Raw genomic sequence first — 13,693 nt, forward strand, 5'->3', positions numbered from 1 at the left:
TAGTATGGATTGGATACCGGTTACTTCAACGGAACCGAGGTGGAGCCGTGACGCAATCCGACGCAATCGACGAGGCCATGCCGGCCGTCGCCAACGACGTGCTGCGCCCCGACTGCCCGAGCCGCGTGGTCATGCAGCGCATCGGCGAGCGCTGGTCGATGTTCGTGATCCTCGCCCTCGCCGACGGGCCGCTCCGGTTCACGGCGCTGAAAGCGCGCGTCGGCGTGGTCACGTCGAAGGTGCTCACCGAGACGCTGCGTGCACTCGAGGCCGACGGGCTCATCGCGCGCCGGGCCTACGCCGAGTCGCCACCGCGCGTGGAGTACGAGCTCACCGGCCTCGGCTCCTCACTGCTCGTGCCGCTCGCCGGCATGCGCGCATGGGCGGAGACGCATGTGCCCGAGGTGCTCGCCTCCCGGGCGCGCCACCTCGTGACGTCGTGACGGGCGCGGGCGCGGGCGCGGGCGAGCAGGTGCACCCGCGCATGCACGATGACGAGGTGCGGACGGATGCCGCGCTCGCGGCCTCGCTGGTCGCCGCCCAGTTCCCCGAGTGGGCGGGCCTGCCCGTCGAACCGGTGCCGTCCACGGGCACCGACAACGCGATGTACCGGCTCGGCGACGACCTCTCGGTCCGGATGCCCCGCATCCACTGGGCGGTCGCCCCGCTCGAGCGCGAGTTCGCCTGGTTGCCGCGGATCGCGCCCGCACTTCCGTTCGCGGCGCCCGTGCCGCTGGCCCTCGGCGCGCCCGGCGAGGGGTATCCGTGGCCGTGGACCGTGTGCCGGTGGATCGACGGCGTGCACCCTGTCGCCGAAGCAGACGGCCTCGATGCGAAGGCCCTCGCCGCCGACCTCGGCCGGTTCGTCGTCGCCATGCGCGCGCTCGATCCGGCGGGGGCGCCGACGACGGCGTGGCTGCGGCCGCTGCACGAGGAGGACGAACTCGTGCGCACGAACCTCACGCTCCTCAAGGAGGAGCTGCGGCCGGTGCGCGACGACGTCGTCGCCATCTGGGAGGAGGCGCTCGGCGCGCCCCGAGCAGATCACCTCGCGTGGATCCACGGCGATCTGTCGCCCGGCAACCTGCTGGTGCAGGGCGGCGGCCTCGTCGGCGTACTGGACTTCAGCTCGATGGGCCTCGGCGACCCGGCCAGCGACCTGCGCGCCGCGTGGAACCTGCTGCCTCCGGGGGCACGGCCGACCCTCCGGGACGCGGTGGGCGCCGACGACGCGACCTGGGCCCGCGCTCGCGGCTGGGTGCTGCTGCAGGCCCTCGCGCAACTGCCGTACTACGCGAGCCGCAATCCGCCGCTCGCCGCGAACGCCCGGCACGTCATCGCGGAACTCGTCGCAGAACGGCGCGGGCAGGACGGCGCGGGCAGGACGATGCCCCGTCCGCACTAGGGGGTTCACTCGGGGGGAGTGGCGGACGGGGCATCCGTTCGGATCAGCCGGGTAGGCGGCCTCAGCTCATCTGGCGGTCGGCCGCGTGCTTCGCATCGTTCTGCACCTGCGACGCCGCGTCCTGACCCTCGGCCTTCACGTTCTCGACGCCCTCCTGCGCGCGGTCCTTGACCGCCTCGGCGGCCTCGCGTGCGGGCTCCTTGAGGTGCTCCGCCGACTCCTTGGCGACGTCCTTCGCCTCGTCGACGAGGGGCGCCGCGGCATCCTTCACCTTGTCGGCGGCGTCCTGCTCGACGCGCGACGCCGGGATCAGCGAGGCGGCGAGGAGGCCGACGCCGAAGGCGATGAGGCCGACGGCGACCGGGTTGCCCTGCGTCGCGGACGCCACCCTGCGGGGCGCATCGGCGATGGCCTCGCCGGCGTGGCCGACCGCGGACTGCGCCGAGTCGCCGACGTCGGAGGCGGTGCCCATCACGCGGTCCTTGAACCGGGACGCGGCCCGCTTCACCTTGTCGGTCTGGCGCTGGGCGGCCTTGGCCGGGTTCACCTTGTCGGCGAGCGCGTCGACGTCCTGGCCGAGTTCACGTTGCGTGCGCTCGATGTCGGCGCGGATCACATCGGGGTCGTCCGAGCGGACGACATCGGGGTTGCTCATCGGTTCTCCTCATTCCTCTTCAGCGTCTCGGGGATCTCCTTGACGGTGTCGACGGTCTGGGGCATGCCCTCGACCTCTTCGATCTCCTTCTTGCCCGTGAAGTACAGCACCGCGGCGACGATCCCCCAGATGACCGCCACGATCACTGCCGACCACGCGTTTCCCATGAGGTATCCGAGCGCCCACCAGAGGGCGATCGAGAGGAACAGCAAGGTGAAGAACCCGGCGACGCCGGCCCCTCCGAAGAGGCCCGCGCCCTTCCCGGTCTGCTTCACCGTCTGCTTCAGCTCCGCCTTGGCGAGCGCCATCTCCTGCCGGATGAGCGTCGAGATGTCACGGCTGACCTCGGCCATCAGGTCGCCCAGCGACGTCGTCGCCGCCTGCTGCTCTGACGGCGTCGGCAGGTCGGATGCCGCGTGCGAGCCCGTGCGCGGCTGGTTCAGGTTCGTCATCAGAGACCGTCCCTCGAGCTCGTGGTGCCGCCCTCCGTCCACGTCTCACCGGCCAGCGGGTCCGCGGCAGCGCCGCCGACCGTGCCCGTGACGACCGTGGTCTCGCCCGGAACGGTGGTCCCGGTGCCGGCGGCGCTCGTGCCGAGCGTCCCGGTCCGGCCGTACGAGGTGCCGCTGCCCATGCCCGCGGATGCCCCGTCGCCGTTGCCGTAGGTGGCGTAGCGGCGCGAGCCGCCGGACGAGTCGTCGTCCGACGGCTGGGCCAGTGCCCGCACCAGGCGACCGACGACCACGCCGGCGCCGACGGCGATGCCGATGAAGACGCCGGGACGGCGCCGGGCGAAGCCCTTCACTTCCTCGAGCAGGTCGCGCGGGTCGCGCTCGTCGAGCCACTGCGCGACGGCGCCGACGCGGTCACCCGCCTGGCGGGCGACATCCGCTGCGAAGCCCGAACCGGTTCCGGTGCCGTTCGCCATGCTGGAGAACTCGTCGCCGATGCTGCGGAGGCCCTTCGCTGCACGGCTCTGCTGGGTCGCGGCCTGCTGGCGCACCTCGCTGCCGACCTGGTCGGCGAGTCGGCGGGCCTGGTAGCGCGCCTCCGATCCGACCGCCTTGGTCTCCTCCTTGGCCGTTCCCGCGACGCGCTTGCCGGCGTCGCCGGCCTCACGGGCGAGGTTGGCCGCCTCCTCGCGCTTTCCGGGCGTGGTCGACTCGTAGGTCGTGCCCGTCGTTCCGGTCGTGCCCGTGGTTCCGGCGGTACCCGTCGTCCCGGGGACGCCAGTGGTCGTGGAGCCGCCGAGCGCCGCTTCGTTCGCACCGAATGACGCGTCGTTCGAACTCGGGTATCCAGGTGTCGTGCTGTTCGTCATCGTCAACTCACTTCCCGTCTCGGTGGCCTGCACAGGCAGGCCCCGCTCGTATCCCCAGAAACGCTAGGTTCGCGGTTCCACCGCCAGAAGGCCCTTGCGAGGCGTCGAACCGAGGCGTATAACGCGAGCGCGCCTGTGCCGCCGCGCGCCACCGAGCGGCCGCGGCCGGGCATTGTCGCCCGCGGTCGACACGAACGCAACCGGATTCCGGCAGCGGCGCTCCGCACGTAGCCTGCCGAGGTCGAGGGGAGACGCATGCAGTACGGCTACAAGCTTTCGGCCGAGGGGTTCGGACCGAACGAGTTGGTGCGCCAGGCGAAGCTGGCGGAGGCATCCGGATTCGATTTCGTCGAGATCAGCGACCACTACCACCCGTGGCTCGAGTCGCAGGGGCACTCGCCGTTCGCCTGGACCGTGCTCGGGTCCATCGCGGCGAGCACCGAGACGGTCGGCCTCGCCACCGGCGTGACCTGCCCGACGGTGCGCTACCACCCGGCGATCATCGCGCAGGCGGCGGCGACCCTCTCGCTCGTCTCCGACGGCCGTTTCACGCTGGGCGTGGGCTCGGGCGAGCGGCTCAACGAGCACGTCGTCGGACGCGGATTCCCCGCGGTCGCCGACCGGCAGGCGATGCTCCGCGAGGCCCTCGAGATCATCCGCCTGCTGTGGCAGGGCGGCTACCAGTCGTACCGGGGCGAGTACCTCGACCTCGAGGACGCACGCGTGTTCGACCTGCCCGACGAGCTGCCCGTGATCGCGGTGGCCGCTGGCGGCCCGGATGCCGCGGAGCTGGCCGCCGAGCTCGGCGACGGGATGTTCGGCACCGAGCCCAAGCCCGAGCTGTTCGACGCCTACCGCGGCGCGGGCGGCAGGGGGCCGACCTACGGCGAGGTCGGCCTCGCGTGGGCGGAGTCGGAGGAGGCGGCGGTGCAGGCCGCCTTCGAGACGAGCCGCTGGGCGCTCACGGGCTGGAAGGTCATGAGCGAGCTGCCCAATCCGGCCAACTTCGAGGCGGCCTCGCAGGTCGTGAAGCCCGAGGACGTGGCGGCCTCGATGCCGTGCGGGCCCGATGTCACGAAGCACCTCGAGGCGATCCGCGAGTACGAGCAGGTCGGCTACGACCATGTGGTGCTCACGAACAACGGGCCCGACCCCGACGGGTTCATGGACTTCTTCGCCAGGGAGTTGAAGCCGGCGCTCGGCGGGTGACGCCGGGACATCCGGAATTCGCGTTCTTCTTTCGCTCCCTTTCGCCGCCAGGATCGGCCCGGAACGAAGCCCTGGGCGCTCCAACGAAGAATATTCGGGGTTGTTCCGTTTGTGGCATCCGTTCGCTCGTGTGAGCATCGAAGGCATGGTCATCGCCGATCGCCGCACCGCACAGGTCGAGTCCGCCGATATCGCCGGGGCCGATCCCGACGAGGTGGACGCGCTGACCCTGGGTCGCCGCATCCGGGAGCGCCGCGTCGCCCGCGGCATGACGCTCGGCCGGCTGGCCGCCGCCATCGACCGGGCGCCGTCGCAGGTGTCGGCGATCGAGAACGGCAAGCGCGAGCCGCGGCTGTCGATGCTGCGCACGATCGCGCTCGCGCTCGGCACGACGGCCGACGAGCTGCTCAAGCCCGATGCGCCGTCCGAGCGGGCGGCGCTCGAGATCGCCGTCGAGCGGGCGCAGCGCGGGCCGGTGTTCTCCGCCCTCGGACTGCCGCCGTTCCGGGTGGCGAAGGGCATGAGCGACCAGACCCTGCAGACGATCCTCGCCCTGCATCACGAGATCGACCGGCTGCACCGCGAGCGTGCGGCCACACCCGAGGAGGCGCGGCGGGCGAACGCGGAGTTGCGCGCCGAGATGCGCGCCCGCGACAACTTCTATCCCGAGCTCGAGGCGAAGGCGGCCGAGTTGCTCGAGGCCGTCGGGCACACCGGCGGCCCGGTGTCGCACCAGCTCGTCGCCGACATGGCGAGCCACCTCGGCTACTCGCTGCACTACGTCGGCGACCTGCCGCACTCGACCCGCTCGGTCACCGACAAGCGCAACGGTCGCATCTACCTGCCGACCCAGCAGTCGCCGTCGCGCGACTCGCGCTCGCCCATCCTGCAGGCGCTCGCGAGCCACTTGCTCGACCACGACGAGCCCCGCGGCTACGCCGACTTCCTGCGGCAGCGCATCGAGACGAACTACCTGACCGCCGCGATCCTCCTGCCCGAGCAGGCGGCCGTGCGCTACCTCAGCGAGGCGAAGAACCTCAGGCGCATCTCGATGGAGGAGCTGCGCGACCACTTCGCCGTCTCCTACGAGACCGCGGCGCACCGGTTCACGAACCTCGCGACGGCGCGCCTCGACATCCCGGTGCACTTCATGAAGGTGCACGAGTCGGGCACCATCATCAAGGCGTACGAGAACGACAAGGTGCGCTTCCCGAGCGATGCGCTCGGCGCCGTCGAGGGCACCACGGTGTGCCGCAACTGGACGGCCCGCACCGTCTTCGACGTCGAGGACCGCTTCAGCCCCTGGTACCAGTACACCGACACCTCGTCGGGCACGTTCTGGTGCACCTCGCGCATCGAGAAGGCGAAGGAGGGCGAGTACTCGGTGTCGGTCGGCGTGCCGTTCGAGCACGTGAAGTGGTTCCGTGGACGCGAGACACCCCATCGTGCGGTGTCGGGCTGCCCAGACGAGTCCTGCTGCCGCCGCCCGCCGGTCGACCTGTCCGAGAAGTGGGCGGATGCCTCGTGGCCGGCCGCGCGCACGCCCACATCGCTGCTCGCGGCGCTGCCCACCGGCACGTTCCCCGGCGTCGACCAGACCGAGGTGTACCAGTTCCTCGAGGCGCACGCCCCCCGCGCCTGAGGGCGAGCGCACGCGGTGACCGCGTGCATCGAACTGCGGAAGTGACGGGTCCCGCCGGGCAGGGTGTCCGGCGCCGAACGGATGTCGCGACACCACGGTGCTGGCGGTCCCCGGGCGCGGCGCGGGAGGATGGAACCCCGACCGCCTTGGAGTGATCGCCGTGGGAACGACCGTATTCGAACGCCGCCGGCCGCCGGCATCCGTCGTCGAGCACTCGCTCGCCGAGACGGAGCACCGCGTGTTCTGGCTCGACGACCTCAGCGACGACGCGAAGCGGCCACGACCGAGGTTGAGCGGCGAGCGCGTCGCGACCCTCGCGATCGTCGGCGGTGGCTACACCGGGCTCTGGTCGGCGGCGCTCGCGAAGCGACGCAACCCCGAGGCGCGCGTCGTGCTGCTCGAGGCCAAGTCGATCGGCTGGGCGGCATCCGGTCGCAACGGCGGTTTCTGCGAGGCGAGCCTCACGCACGGCCGCGAGAACGGGATGTCGCGGTGGCCCGAGGAGATGCCGACCCTCGAGCGCCTGGGCCTCGAGAACCTCGACGCCATCGAAGCGGCCGAGGCCGAGTTCGGCATGGACTTCGAGTTCGAGCGGAACGGCGCCCTCTCGCTCGCCGTCGAGCCGCACCAGGTGGCGTGGCTGCGCGAGGAGGTCGCCGCGGCATCCGCTCGTGGCGACGAGAGCGTGCGCTTCCTCGACGAGGCCGACGTACGCGCCGAGGTCGACTCGCCCACCTACCTCGCGGCCGCGTGGGACACCCGCGGCAGCGCCATCCTGCACCCGGCGAAGCTCGCGGCCGAGCTCGCCCGCGTGGCCGAGGAGCTCGGCGTGGAGATCTTCGAGCACTCCCCCGTGCGCCGCATCGACACGCCGGGGTCGACGGGCGCCGTCACCCTCGTCACCGACCGCGGCTGGGTCCTGGCGCAGCGGGCCGTGCTCGCCACGAACGTGTTCCCGAGCCTGCTGAAGCGCAACCGGCTCATGACGGTGCCCGTCTACGACTACGCGCTCATGACCGAGCCGCTCACCGCCGAGCAGCTCGCGTCGATCGGATGGTCGAACCGGCAGGGCCTGGGCGACCTCGCGAACCAGTTCCACTACTACCGGCTCTCGCGCGACAATCGCGTGCTCTTCGGCGGGTACGACGCGGTGTACCACTACGGCCGCCGGGTGCGCGAGCAGTACGAGCACCGGCCCGAGTCGTACGAGCGACTCGCCGCGCACTTCTTCACGACCTTCCCGCAGCTCGAGGGCCTGCGGTTCAGCCACCAGTGGGCGGGCGCCATCGACACGAGCACCCGGTTCTGCGCGTTCTTCGGCACCGCCCGCGACGACCGCATCGCGTATGCGGCCGGGTTCACCGGGCTCGGGGTCGCCGCCACGAGGTTCGCCGCCGAGGTCATGCTCGACCGGCTCGAGCAGCGCGACAACGAGCGCACCCGTCTGCGAATGGTGCGCGAGCGCCCGTTGCCGTTCCCGCCCGAACCCGCGGCCGCCATCGGCATCAACGCCACGCGCTGGTCGCTCGACCGCGCCGATCACACCGAGGGGAGGCGCAACGTGCTGCTCAAGACGCTCGACGCGCTCGGGCTGGGGTTCGACTCATGAGTGCCCAAGCTGGGACGTCGGGGCCGTCGGGCGTCGCGCCGGGCCCACGGCTCGACCCGGGCACCATCGCGGATGCCGCATCCGTCGCCCTCGAGCACCTGCCGGTCGAGGCCGAGCAGGTCATCGCCGGCAGCCCGACCACCGGCCACCTCGTGCTCGACGACGACGGCGAGCGCACGGTGGGCGTGTGGGAGATGACCGTGGGAGCGATGCGCGACGTGGAGGCCGACGAGGTCTTCGTCGTGCTCGCCGGCGCCGCGACGGTGGAGTTCGAGCACCCGCATGCGTCGCCCATCGTGCTCGCCCCCGGATCGGTCGTGCGGCTCGAGTCGGGCATGCGGACGATCTGGACGGTGCGGCAGACGCTCCGCAAGGTGTACGTCTCGCCGTAGGCGAGCACGTCCGTGGCATCCGGCAGACTGGACCGGTGAACGCCACCGCGCCCTCGGCCGCCGTGACGGCCGTCGCGCGCGACGACGGCCACCGCTTCTCGAAGCCGGTGCGAGCGGAGATCGAGCTCATCGCGGGCCACGGCATCTCGGGCGACGCCCATGCCGGGGCGACCGTGCGCCGCCGCTCGCGATTCCGCGGCACGTGGACCGAGGTCAACGTGCGCCAGGTCCACCTGCTGCAGCGGGAGCTGTTCGACGAGCTCGCGGTCGAGGGGCACGAGGTCGCGCCTGGCGAGCTCGGCGAGAACGTCACCACTCAGGGCGTCGACCTGCTCGCGCTCCCGCTCGGCACGCGGATCCGCCTCGGCGACTCCGCCGAGGTCGAGCTCACCGGGCTCCGCAATCCGTGCGTGCAGATCGAGCGGTTCCAGTCGGGCCTGATGAAACGCCTCATCCGGCGCGACCGAGCCGGCGTCACCCACCGCCGGGTGGGCGTCATGGCGATCGTCGTCGAGGGCGGCGTCGTGCGACCCGGCGACGCCATCACGGTCGAGCTGCCCGACGTGCCGCACGAGCCGCTGCCGGTGCTCTGACGACGACGGTCGTCCGACCCCGCGGCGCGGTGCGTCAGGCGACGGATGCCGCGGGCGCCCCCGATGCGCCGGCATCCCCACCCTCCCCGGCCTCGGACGAGGCACCGGGTCGGGGGCCGACCGGCTCGATGCGGAACACGCGGGTGAAGCGCACGACCGCCTCGGACTCGCCCGCCACCACGCGCACCGCCGAGGGATCGAGGGCGCCGGCGATGAGGTCGCGGAACTCCGCCGGTTCGAGCACGAGCTCGGCGCCCGCCTCGAACGCCACCTCGGTGAGGTTCCCGCGCCTGGGCTGCGGGAGCGCGCCGGGGCCGATCGGGACGACCTCGAGCGTGCGGTTCGCCACGACGGCGACCACGGATGCGTCGGCCACGTGCAGCACGTATTCGGTCGGGGGCGCGCCCGCCGCGGCATCCGGTCGGAACGCGGCGCGAAGCGTCGCCGTCAGGGCGTCGCGGGTGACGACCTCGCCCTCGGCCGGGTCGCCGAGCGCCGACCAGCCCCACCGCTCGAGCCCGTCGATGACCGGCTCGAGGGCGCGGCCGAGCGGCGTCAGCTCGTAGCCGCCGCGCACGGTCGGAACGCGGCGCACGATGCCGGCTTCCTGCAGCTCCTTCAGCCGGTCGCTCAGGATGTTCGTCGGGATGCGTGGCAGCCCGGCCTTCAGGTCGCTGTAGCGGCGCGCGCCGACGAGCAGGTCGCGGATGATGAGCAGCGCCCACCGCTCCCCGACCCGCTCGACGGCTCGTGCCACGCCGCTGTACTGGCCGAGGCCGCGTGCGCCGCGTGTCGCCATGCGACGCTCAGGCCGACGGGGAGGCCGACGCGCCCGCGCCCTGCTGGGCCAGGTAGGCCTCGGGGCCCATCTCGGCCGCGGCGGGCTCCATGAACAGGAACGAGAGGTTGTTGCCGTCGGGGTCGTCGAGGTCGCGCGAGTACATGAACCCGTAGTCCTGCGCTTCGCGCGGCTCGGAGCCGCCCGCCGCGAGACCCTTCTCGAGGACCTCGTCGACGGCCTCGCGCGTCTCGCGGCTGAGTGCGATCGACACCTGGGCCTGGGTCGCGGGGTCGATGACCTGCTTGTCGGTGAACGTGCCGAAGTACTCGCGGGTGAGCACCATGAAGTACACGTTGTCGTCAAGCACGACGCAGGCGGCGTTCTCATCGGTGAAGTTGGGGTTGATCGAGAACCCGAGCGCCTCGTAGAACGCCTTCGCGCGGTCGAGGTCGGACGTGGTGAGGTTCACGAAGATGCTGGTGGTCATGGTCTGCTCCAGTGTGGGATCGGTCGGTTCCGGGTTGCGATCATCAGCTTGCTCTTTGCAAGCAAACTTGTCAATAGCAAGTAACCGGATGCCGCGGGCCGGCTCCCGCGCCGTCCGCCGCCCACCTCGCCACCTCGCCACCTCCCCACCGCCCCGCCGCCCCACCGCCCCGCCGCCGGCGTCGAAACCTTGTCTTACGTGCGCCTCCGCGGGGCATCTTGCACCGAACACAAGGTTTCGACGCGCGGATGGCGGGCCGGCGGCGGATGGCGGGCCGCCGGCGGCTTGTGGGCCACCCGGGCCGCTCAGCGCACGGCGCTGCGCCGCACGAGCAGGGCGAGGTGCAGCGCGGTGAGCGCCTCGCCGTCGTCGAGGTCGACCCCGAGCAGGTCCCCGATGAGCGCGAGCCGCTGGTAGAACACCGAGCGCGACAGGTGACTCGCGGCGGCGGCGGCGGTGCGGTTGCCCGGGTGCGCCAGCATCGCGCCGAGCACGGTGAGCAGGTCGCCCCCGCGCGCCAGGTCGTACTCGATGAGCGGCGCGAGCATCCGCTCGCTGTGCCGCAGCAGCCGGTGATCGTCGCGCAGCGACGTCACGAGCCGCATGAGGGGCCGGTCCTCTGCGCGGCGAACGACGAGGCCGCGCGCCTCGCGCGGTCTCGGTCCGCGTCCGAGGTCGATCGCCTCCTGCACCGAGCCGAGCAGGCCGTCGAGTCCGTCGGCGGCCGCGCCCATCGAGACCACCAGCCGGTCGAGGGATGCCGCGTCGCCGCCCACGAGGGTCGTCGCGAACCCGCGGACCGCCGCGTCCGACAGCTCCCCCGATCCGCCCGGCAGCGAGAGGAGCACGACGCGCGCGCTCGGTCCGGGGAACGCGGAGGCGGGCGCCGCCGCATCGATCGCACGTCCGCCGAGGTCCCGCGCCGCGGCATCCGCTGCGCCGTCGACGACGGGAGCACCGGAGACGACCAACCCGCGGACCCGGGCGCCGGTGATGGGCAGGCCGGCCGCCTCGAGGCGCGCCACCGCACCGGCGAGCCCGGCGAAGCGACCGGCGAGCAGGCCGTCGACCAGCCGCTGGCGCCCGATGCGCACCCATTCGTCGGCGGCGCCGTCGGCGAGGCGACCCAGGGCCAGGGCGATCGCGCCCTGTTCGAGCACGCTCGCGCGGCCCGCCGGGTGCGCCGGCCCTGGCAGTGCGATGAGGTGGCCCCAGCGCACACCGCGGGCCTCGACGGGCACGATCAGCCAGTCGTCGTGGGCGGCGGCGGCGACGGCTGCCGTGAGCTGCTCCTCGTGCCGGCGATGCGCCAGCCGCGATCGTGCCTCCCAGCCGGAGAAGAGCTCGTGCTCGGCCGCGGGCGGCACCTCGCTGGCCACCACCTCGTGCGCGAGGTTCTCGAGCACGACCGCCGACCCGAGCGTCTGTGCGAGCTGGTGCACGATGAAGTCGGCGGGCGATCCGCGCAGGCTCAGGGCGGTGAAGCGCTCCCGCACCTCGTCGCGGGCCCGCAGGGCTGCGGTCTGCTCCGAGATGATGCGGCTGTGCACGGCCTCGGTGAGCGTGACGAACTTCACCTCGCGGTGCAGCGCGACGAGCGCGAGGCCGTGCTCGCGAGCAGCGCGCTCGACGACCGTGGGAACGTAGCGGTAGTGCACGCCGAGCTCGAGCACGAGCCCCGACAGGCCCGCCTCGACGAGCTCGGCCACGAACGCCTCGAGCTCACGCGGCTCGGTCGGCCAGCCCGAGCCGGTCGAGAGCAGCAGCTCACCGCCGACGAGCAGCCGCGCGACGCCCGCGCTGTCGGAGACGTGCACCCAGCGCACGCGAGCGTCGAGCGCACCGTCGCCCGAGAGCACCTCGGGAACGCCGTGTGCGACCGCCTCCAGCGTGAGGATCTCCCGCACGGTCGGCAGCCCGTCGGCGGCCGTGGAGCTCGCTGCGGTCGCCGCTGGCGCCGTCGGACGATCTGTTCGGATCGCGTCGTCTTCGCGACGATCTGCCATCGATCGGGCCTCTCTGCCTCTGTAAGACTCGGGAGTGCCAGCCTAGACGACCATGTCGGCCATTCTGTCCGACCCACGTCGCCCACGTCACGAAGGACCCGCATGAGCCTCATCCGACACTTCATCAACGGCCGCGAGGTCGCCGACGCCGAGCGCACCGGACCGGTCTTCAACCCGGCCACCGGCGCGCAGCAGCACGAGGTGGCATTCGCCTCGGTCGGCGAGGTCGAGCAGGCGATCGCCGCGGCATCCGCTGCATTGCCGGGCTGGCGCGCGACCGGGCTCATCAAGCGCGCCGACGTGTTCTTCAAGCTGCGGCACCTGCTCGTCGAGCGCCAGGGCGAGCTCGCCGCGATCCTCACGAGCGAGCACGGAAAGGTGCTGTCGGATGCCGCGGGCGAGATCTCGCGCGGCATCGAGAACGTGGAGTTCGCCGCCGGTCTCGTGCACCTGCTGAAGGGCGAGCACTCCGAGCAGGTCGCGCGCGGCGTCGACGTGCACTCCACGAAGCAGCCCGTCGGCGTGGTCGGCGCGATCACGCCGTTCAACTTCCCGGTCATGGTGCCGCTGTGGATGGTCGCCTCGGCGATCGCCTGCGGCAACACGGTCGTGCTGAAGCCCTCCGAGAAGGACCCCAGCGCCGCCGTCTTCCTCGCGAAGCTGTTCCAGGAGGCGGGCCTGCCCGACGGCGTGCTCAACGTCGTGCACGGTGACAAGGTCGCGGTCGACACGATCCTCGACGCCCCCGAGGTGCGCGCGATCTCGTTCGTCGGCTCGACGCCGATCGCGAAGTCCATCTACGAGCGGGCCGCCGCCAACGGCAAGCGTGTGCAGGCACTGGGCGGTGCGAAGAACCACATGGTGGTCATGCCCGACGCCGACCTCGAGGGCGCGGCCGACGCCGCGGTCTCTGCGGCCTATGGGTCCGCCGGCGAGCGCTGCATGGCCGTGTCGGTGCTCGTCGCGGTGGGCGACGTCGCCGACGACCTCGTCGAGGCGGTGCGCAGCCGCATGGGCGCGCTCGTCATCGGCGACGGCACGGATGCCGCGAGCGAGATGGGTCCGCTCATCACGCGCGAGCACCGCGACAAGGTCGCCTCCTACGTGACGGGCGCCGCGGCCGAAGGCGCGACGGTCGTCGTCGACGGCACCACCCAGAGGTTCGACGGCGACGGCTTCTTCGTCGGCGTCTCCCTCGTCGACCACGTGAAGCCGGGCATGAAGGTCTACGACGACGAGATCTTCGGACCGGTGCTCTCGGTGGTGCGCGTCGAGTCGTATGACGAGGCGGTCGCACTCATCAACGCCAACCGGTTCGCGAACGGCACCGCGATCTTCACCCGCGACGGCGGCACGGCCCGCCAGTTCGAGTTCGACATCGAGGTGGGCATGGTCGGCGTGAACGTGCCGATCCCCGTGCCCGTCGGCGCCTACTCGTTCGGCGGCTGGAAGAGCTCGCTGTTCGGCGACTCACACATCTACGGCCCCGAGTCGGTGCACTTCTACACCCGCTCGAAGGTCGTCACCACCCGCTGGCCGAACCCGTCGGAGTCGCAGGTCAACCTCGGCTTCCCGTCGAACCACTGATCGGAG

General features: G+C 72.1%; 14 protein-coding genes. 8 read left to right on the forward strand and 6 right to left on the reverse strand.

All coding sequences use genetic code 11. The annotated features are described in order from the left end of the window. Window positions 1–47 precede the first annotated feature (47 nt). Together J2X63_RS04750 and J2X63_RS04755 are read left to right on the forward strand one after the other, a co-directional pair. Window positions 48–443 (forward strand): helix-turn-helix domain-containing protein, encoded by a 396-nt coding sequence (locus tag J2X63_RS04750; protein WP_309974427.1) that lies wholly within the window; start codon window positions 48–50, stop codon window positions 441–443. Continuing rightward, window positions 440–1,405: an aminoglycoside phosphotransferase family protein gene (locus J2X63_RS04755; protein WP_309974430.1), complete on the forward strand. Its 966-nt coding sequence runs from the start codon at window positions 440–442 to the stop codon at window positions 1,403–1,405. Before J2X63_RS04750 ends, J2X63_RS04755 begins: the two co-directional genes overlap by 4 nt. Window positions 1,406–1,466: 61 nt before the next feature. On the opposite strand, the gene J2X63_RS04760 is transcribed toward J2X63_RS04755, so the two are convergent. From J2X63_RS04760 to J2X63_RS04770, 3 genes are read right to left on the reverse strand one after another with little or no spacing between them, the layout of a single operon-like run. Next, the gene (locus J2X63_RS04760; RefSeq protein ID WP_309974432.1) at window positions 1,467–2,060 is read right to left on the reverse strand and encodes a DUF3618 domain-containing protein; all 594 of its coding nucleotides are present in this window, start codon (window positions 2,058–2,060) and stop codon (window positions 1,467–1,469) included. Next, on the reverse strand, window positions 2,057–2,512 hold the full coding sequence (locus tag J2X63_RS04765; protein WP_159603253.1) for a phage holin family protein: 456 nt from the start codon (window positions 2,510–2,512) through the stop codon (window positions 2,057–2,059). Before J2X63_RS04765 ends, J2X63_RS04760 begins: the two co-directional genes overlap by 4 nt. Next, a complete protein-coding gene (locus J2X63_RS04770; protein ID WP_309974436.1) occupies window positions 2,512–3,381 on the reverse strand; it encodes a hypothetical protein in 870 nt (289 codons plus the stop codon). The genes J2X63_RS04765 and J2X63_RS04770 overlap by 1 nt, the downstream gene beginning before the upstream one ends. Before the next feature lie 255 nt (window positions 3,382–3,636). Between J2X63_RS04770 and J2X63_RS04775 the strand changes: the two genes are divergently transcribed. The 5 genes from J2X63_RS04775 (at window position 3,637) to J2X63_RS04795 (ending at window position 8,826) form a co-directional block, all read left to right on the forward strand. Next, complete coding sequence (locus J2X63_RS04775; RefSeq protein ID WP_309974440.1) at window positions 3,637–4,590, forward strand: TIGR03557 family F420-dependent LLM class oxidoreductase; 954 nt, start codon at window positions 3,637–3,639, stop codon at window positions 4,588–4,590. 145 nt (window positions 4,591–4,735) lie between these two features. Beyond that, complete coding sequence (locus tag J2X63_RS04780) at window positions 4,736–6,232, forward strand: helix-turn-helix domain-containing protein (protein WP_309974443.1); 1,497 nt, start codon at window positions 4,736–4,738, stop codon at window positions 6,230–6,232. 160 nt (window positions 6,233–6,392) lie between these two features. After that, window positions 6,393–7,841 carry an FAD-dependent oxidoreductase gene (locus J2X63_RS04785; RefSeq protein WP_309974446.1) on the forward strand — a complete coding sequence of 483 codons (1,449 nt, stop codon included), beginning with the start codon at window positions 6,393–6,395 and terminating at the stop codon, window positions 7,839–7,841. Then, entirely contained in the window at window positions 7,838–8,233 is a 396-nt protein-coding gene (locus J2X63_RS04790; protein ID WP_309974448.1) for a cupin domain-containing protein, read from the forward strand. The genes J2X63_RS04785 and J2X63_RS04790 overlap by 4 nt, the downstream gene beginning before the upstream one ends. A gap of 35 nt (window positions 8,234–8,268) precedes the next feature. Further along, complete coding sequence (locus J2X63_RS04795; RefSeq protein WP_309974451.1) at window positions 8,269–8,826, forward strand: MOSC domain-containing protein; 558 nt, start codon at window positions 8,269–8,271, stop codon at window positions 8,824–8,826. A 34-nt stretch (window positions 8,827–8,860) separates the two neighbouring features. On the opposite strand, the gene J2X63_RS04800 is transcribed toward J2X63_RS04795, so the two are convergent. The 3 genes from J2X63_RS04800 to J2X63_RS04810 all read right to left on the reverse strand — a co-directional run bounded on the left by J2X63_RS04800 (window position 8,861) and on the right by J2X63_RS04810 (window position 12,100). Next, entirely contained in the window at window positions 8,861–9,625 is a 765-nt protein-coding gene (locus J2X63_RS04800; RefSeq protein WP_309974454.1) for a helix-turn-helix domain-containing protein, read from the reverse strand. Window positions 9,626–9,632: 7 nt separating this feature from the next. Beyond that, window positions 9,633–10,094: a VOC family protein gene (locus J2X63_RS04805; RefSeq protein WP_309974457.1), complete on the reverse strand. Its 462-nt coding sequence runs from the start codon at window positions 10,092–10,094 to the stop codon at window positions 9,633–9,635. A 305-nt stretch (window positions 10,095–10,399) separates the two neighbouring features. Next, window positions 10,400–12,100 carry a PucR family transcriptional regulator gene (locus J2X63_RS04810; protein WP_309974460.1) on the reverse strand — a complete coding sequence of 567 codons (1,701 nt, stop codon included), beginning with the start codon at window positions 12,098–12,100 and terminating at the stop codon, window positions 10,400–10,402. 102 nt (window positions 12,101–12,202) lie between these two features. On the opposite strand from J2X63_RS04810, the gene J2X63_RS04815 reads away from it, so the two are divergent. Then, window positions 12,203–13,687: a CoA-acylating methylmalonate-semialdehyde dehydrogenase gene (locus tag J2X63_RS04815; RefSeq protein ID WP_309974464.1), complete on the forward strand. Its 1,485-nt coding sequence runs from the start codon at window positions 12,203–12,205 to the stop codon at window positions 13,685–13,687. Window positions 13,688–13,693 lie beyond the last annotated feature (6 nt).

Source organism: Agromyces sp. 3263, from assembly GCF_031456545.1.
In the GTDB taxonomy this organism is placed as follows: domain Bacteria; phylum Actinomycetota; class Actinomycetes; order Actinomycetales; family Microbacteriaceae; genus Agromyces.

Excerpts from the sequence above, each read along its gene's own strand:
- J2X63_RS04760 (WP_309974432.1), bottom strand. The coding sequence starts at position 2,060 with ATGAGCAACCCCGATGTCGTCCGCTCGGACGACCCCGATGTGATCCGC.
- J2X63_RS04765 (WP_159603253.1), bottom strand. The coding sequence starts at position 2,512 with ATGACGAACCTGAACCAGCCGCGCACGGGCTCGCACGCGGCATCCGAC.
- J2X63_RS04770 (WP_309974436.1), bottom strand. The coding sequence starts at position 3,381 with ATGACGAACAGCACGACACCTGGATACCCGAGTTCGAACGACGCGTCA.
- J2X63_RS04775 (WP_309974440.1), top strand. The coding sequence starts at position 3,637 with ATGCAGTACGGCTACAAGCTTTCGGCCGAGGGGTTCGGACCGAACGAG.
- J2X63_RS04780 (WP_309974443.1), top strand. The coding sequence starts at position 4,736 with ATGGTCATCGCCGATCGCCGCACCGCACAGGTCGAGTCCGCCGATATC.
- J2X63_RS04790 (WP_309974448.1), top strand. The coding sequence starts at position 7,838 with ATGAGTGCCCAAGCTGGGACGTCGGGGCCGTCGGGCGTCGCGCCGGGC.
- J2X63_RS04800 (WP_309974454.1), bottom strand. The coding sequence starts at position 9,625 with ATGGCGACACGCGGCGCACGCGGCCTCGGCCAGTACAGCGGCGTGGCA.
- J2X63_RS04805 (WP_309974457.1), bottom strand. The coding sequence starts at position 10,094 with ATGACCACCAGCATCTTCGTGAACCTCACCACGTCCGACCTCGACCGC.
- J2X63_RS04810 (WP_309974460.1), bottom strand. The coding sequence starts at position 12,100 with ATGGCAGATCGTCGCGAAGACGACGCGATCCGAACAGATCGTCCGACG.
- J2X63_RS04815 (WP_309974464.1), top strand. The coding sequence starts at position 12,203 with ATGAGCCTCATCCGACACTTCATCAACGGCCGCGAGGTCGCCGACGCC.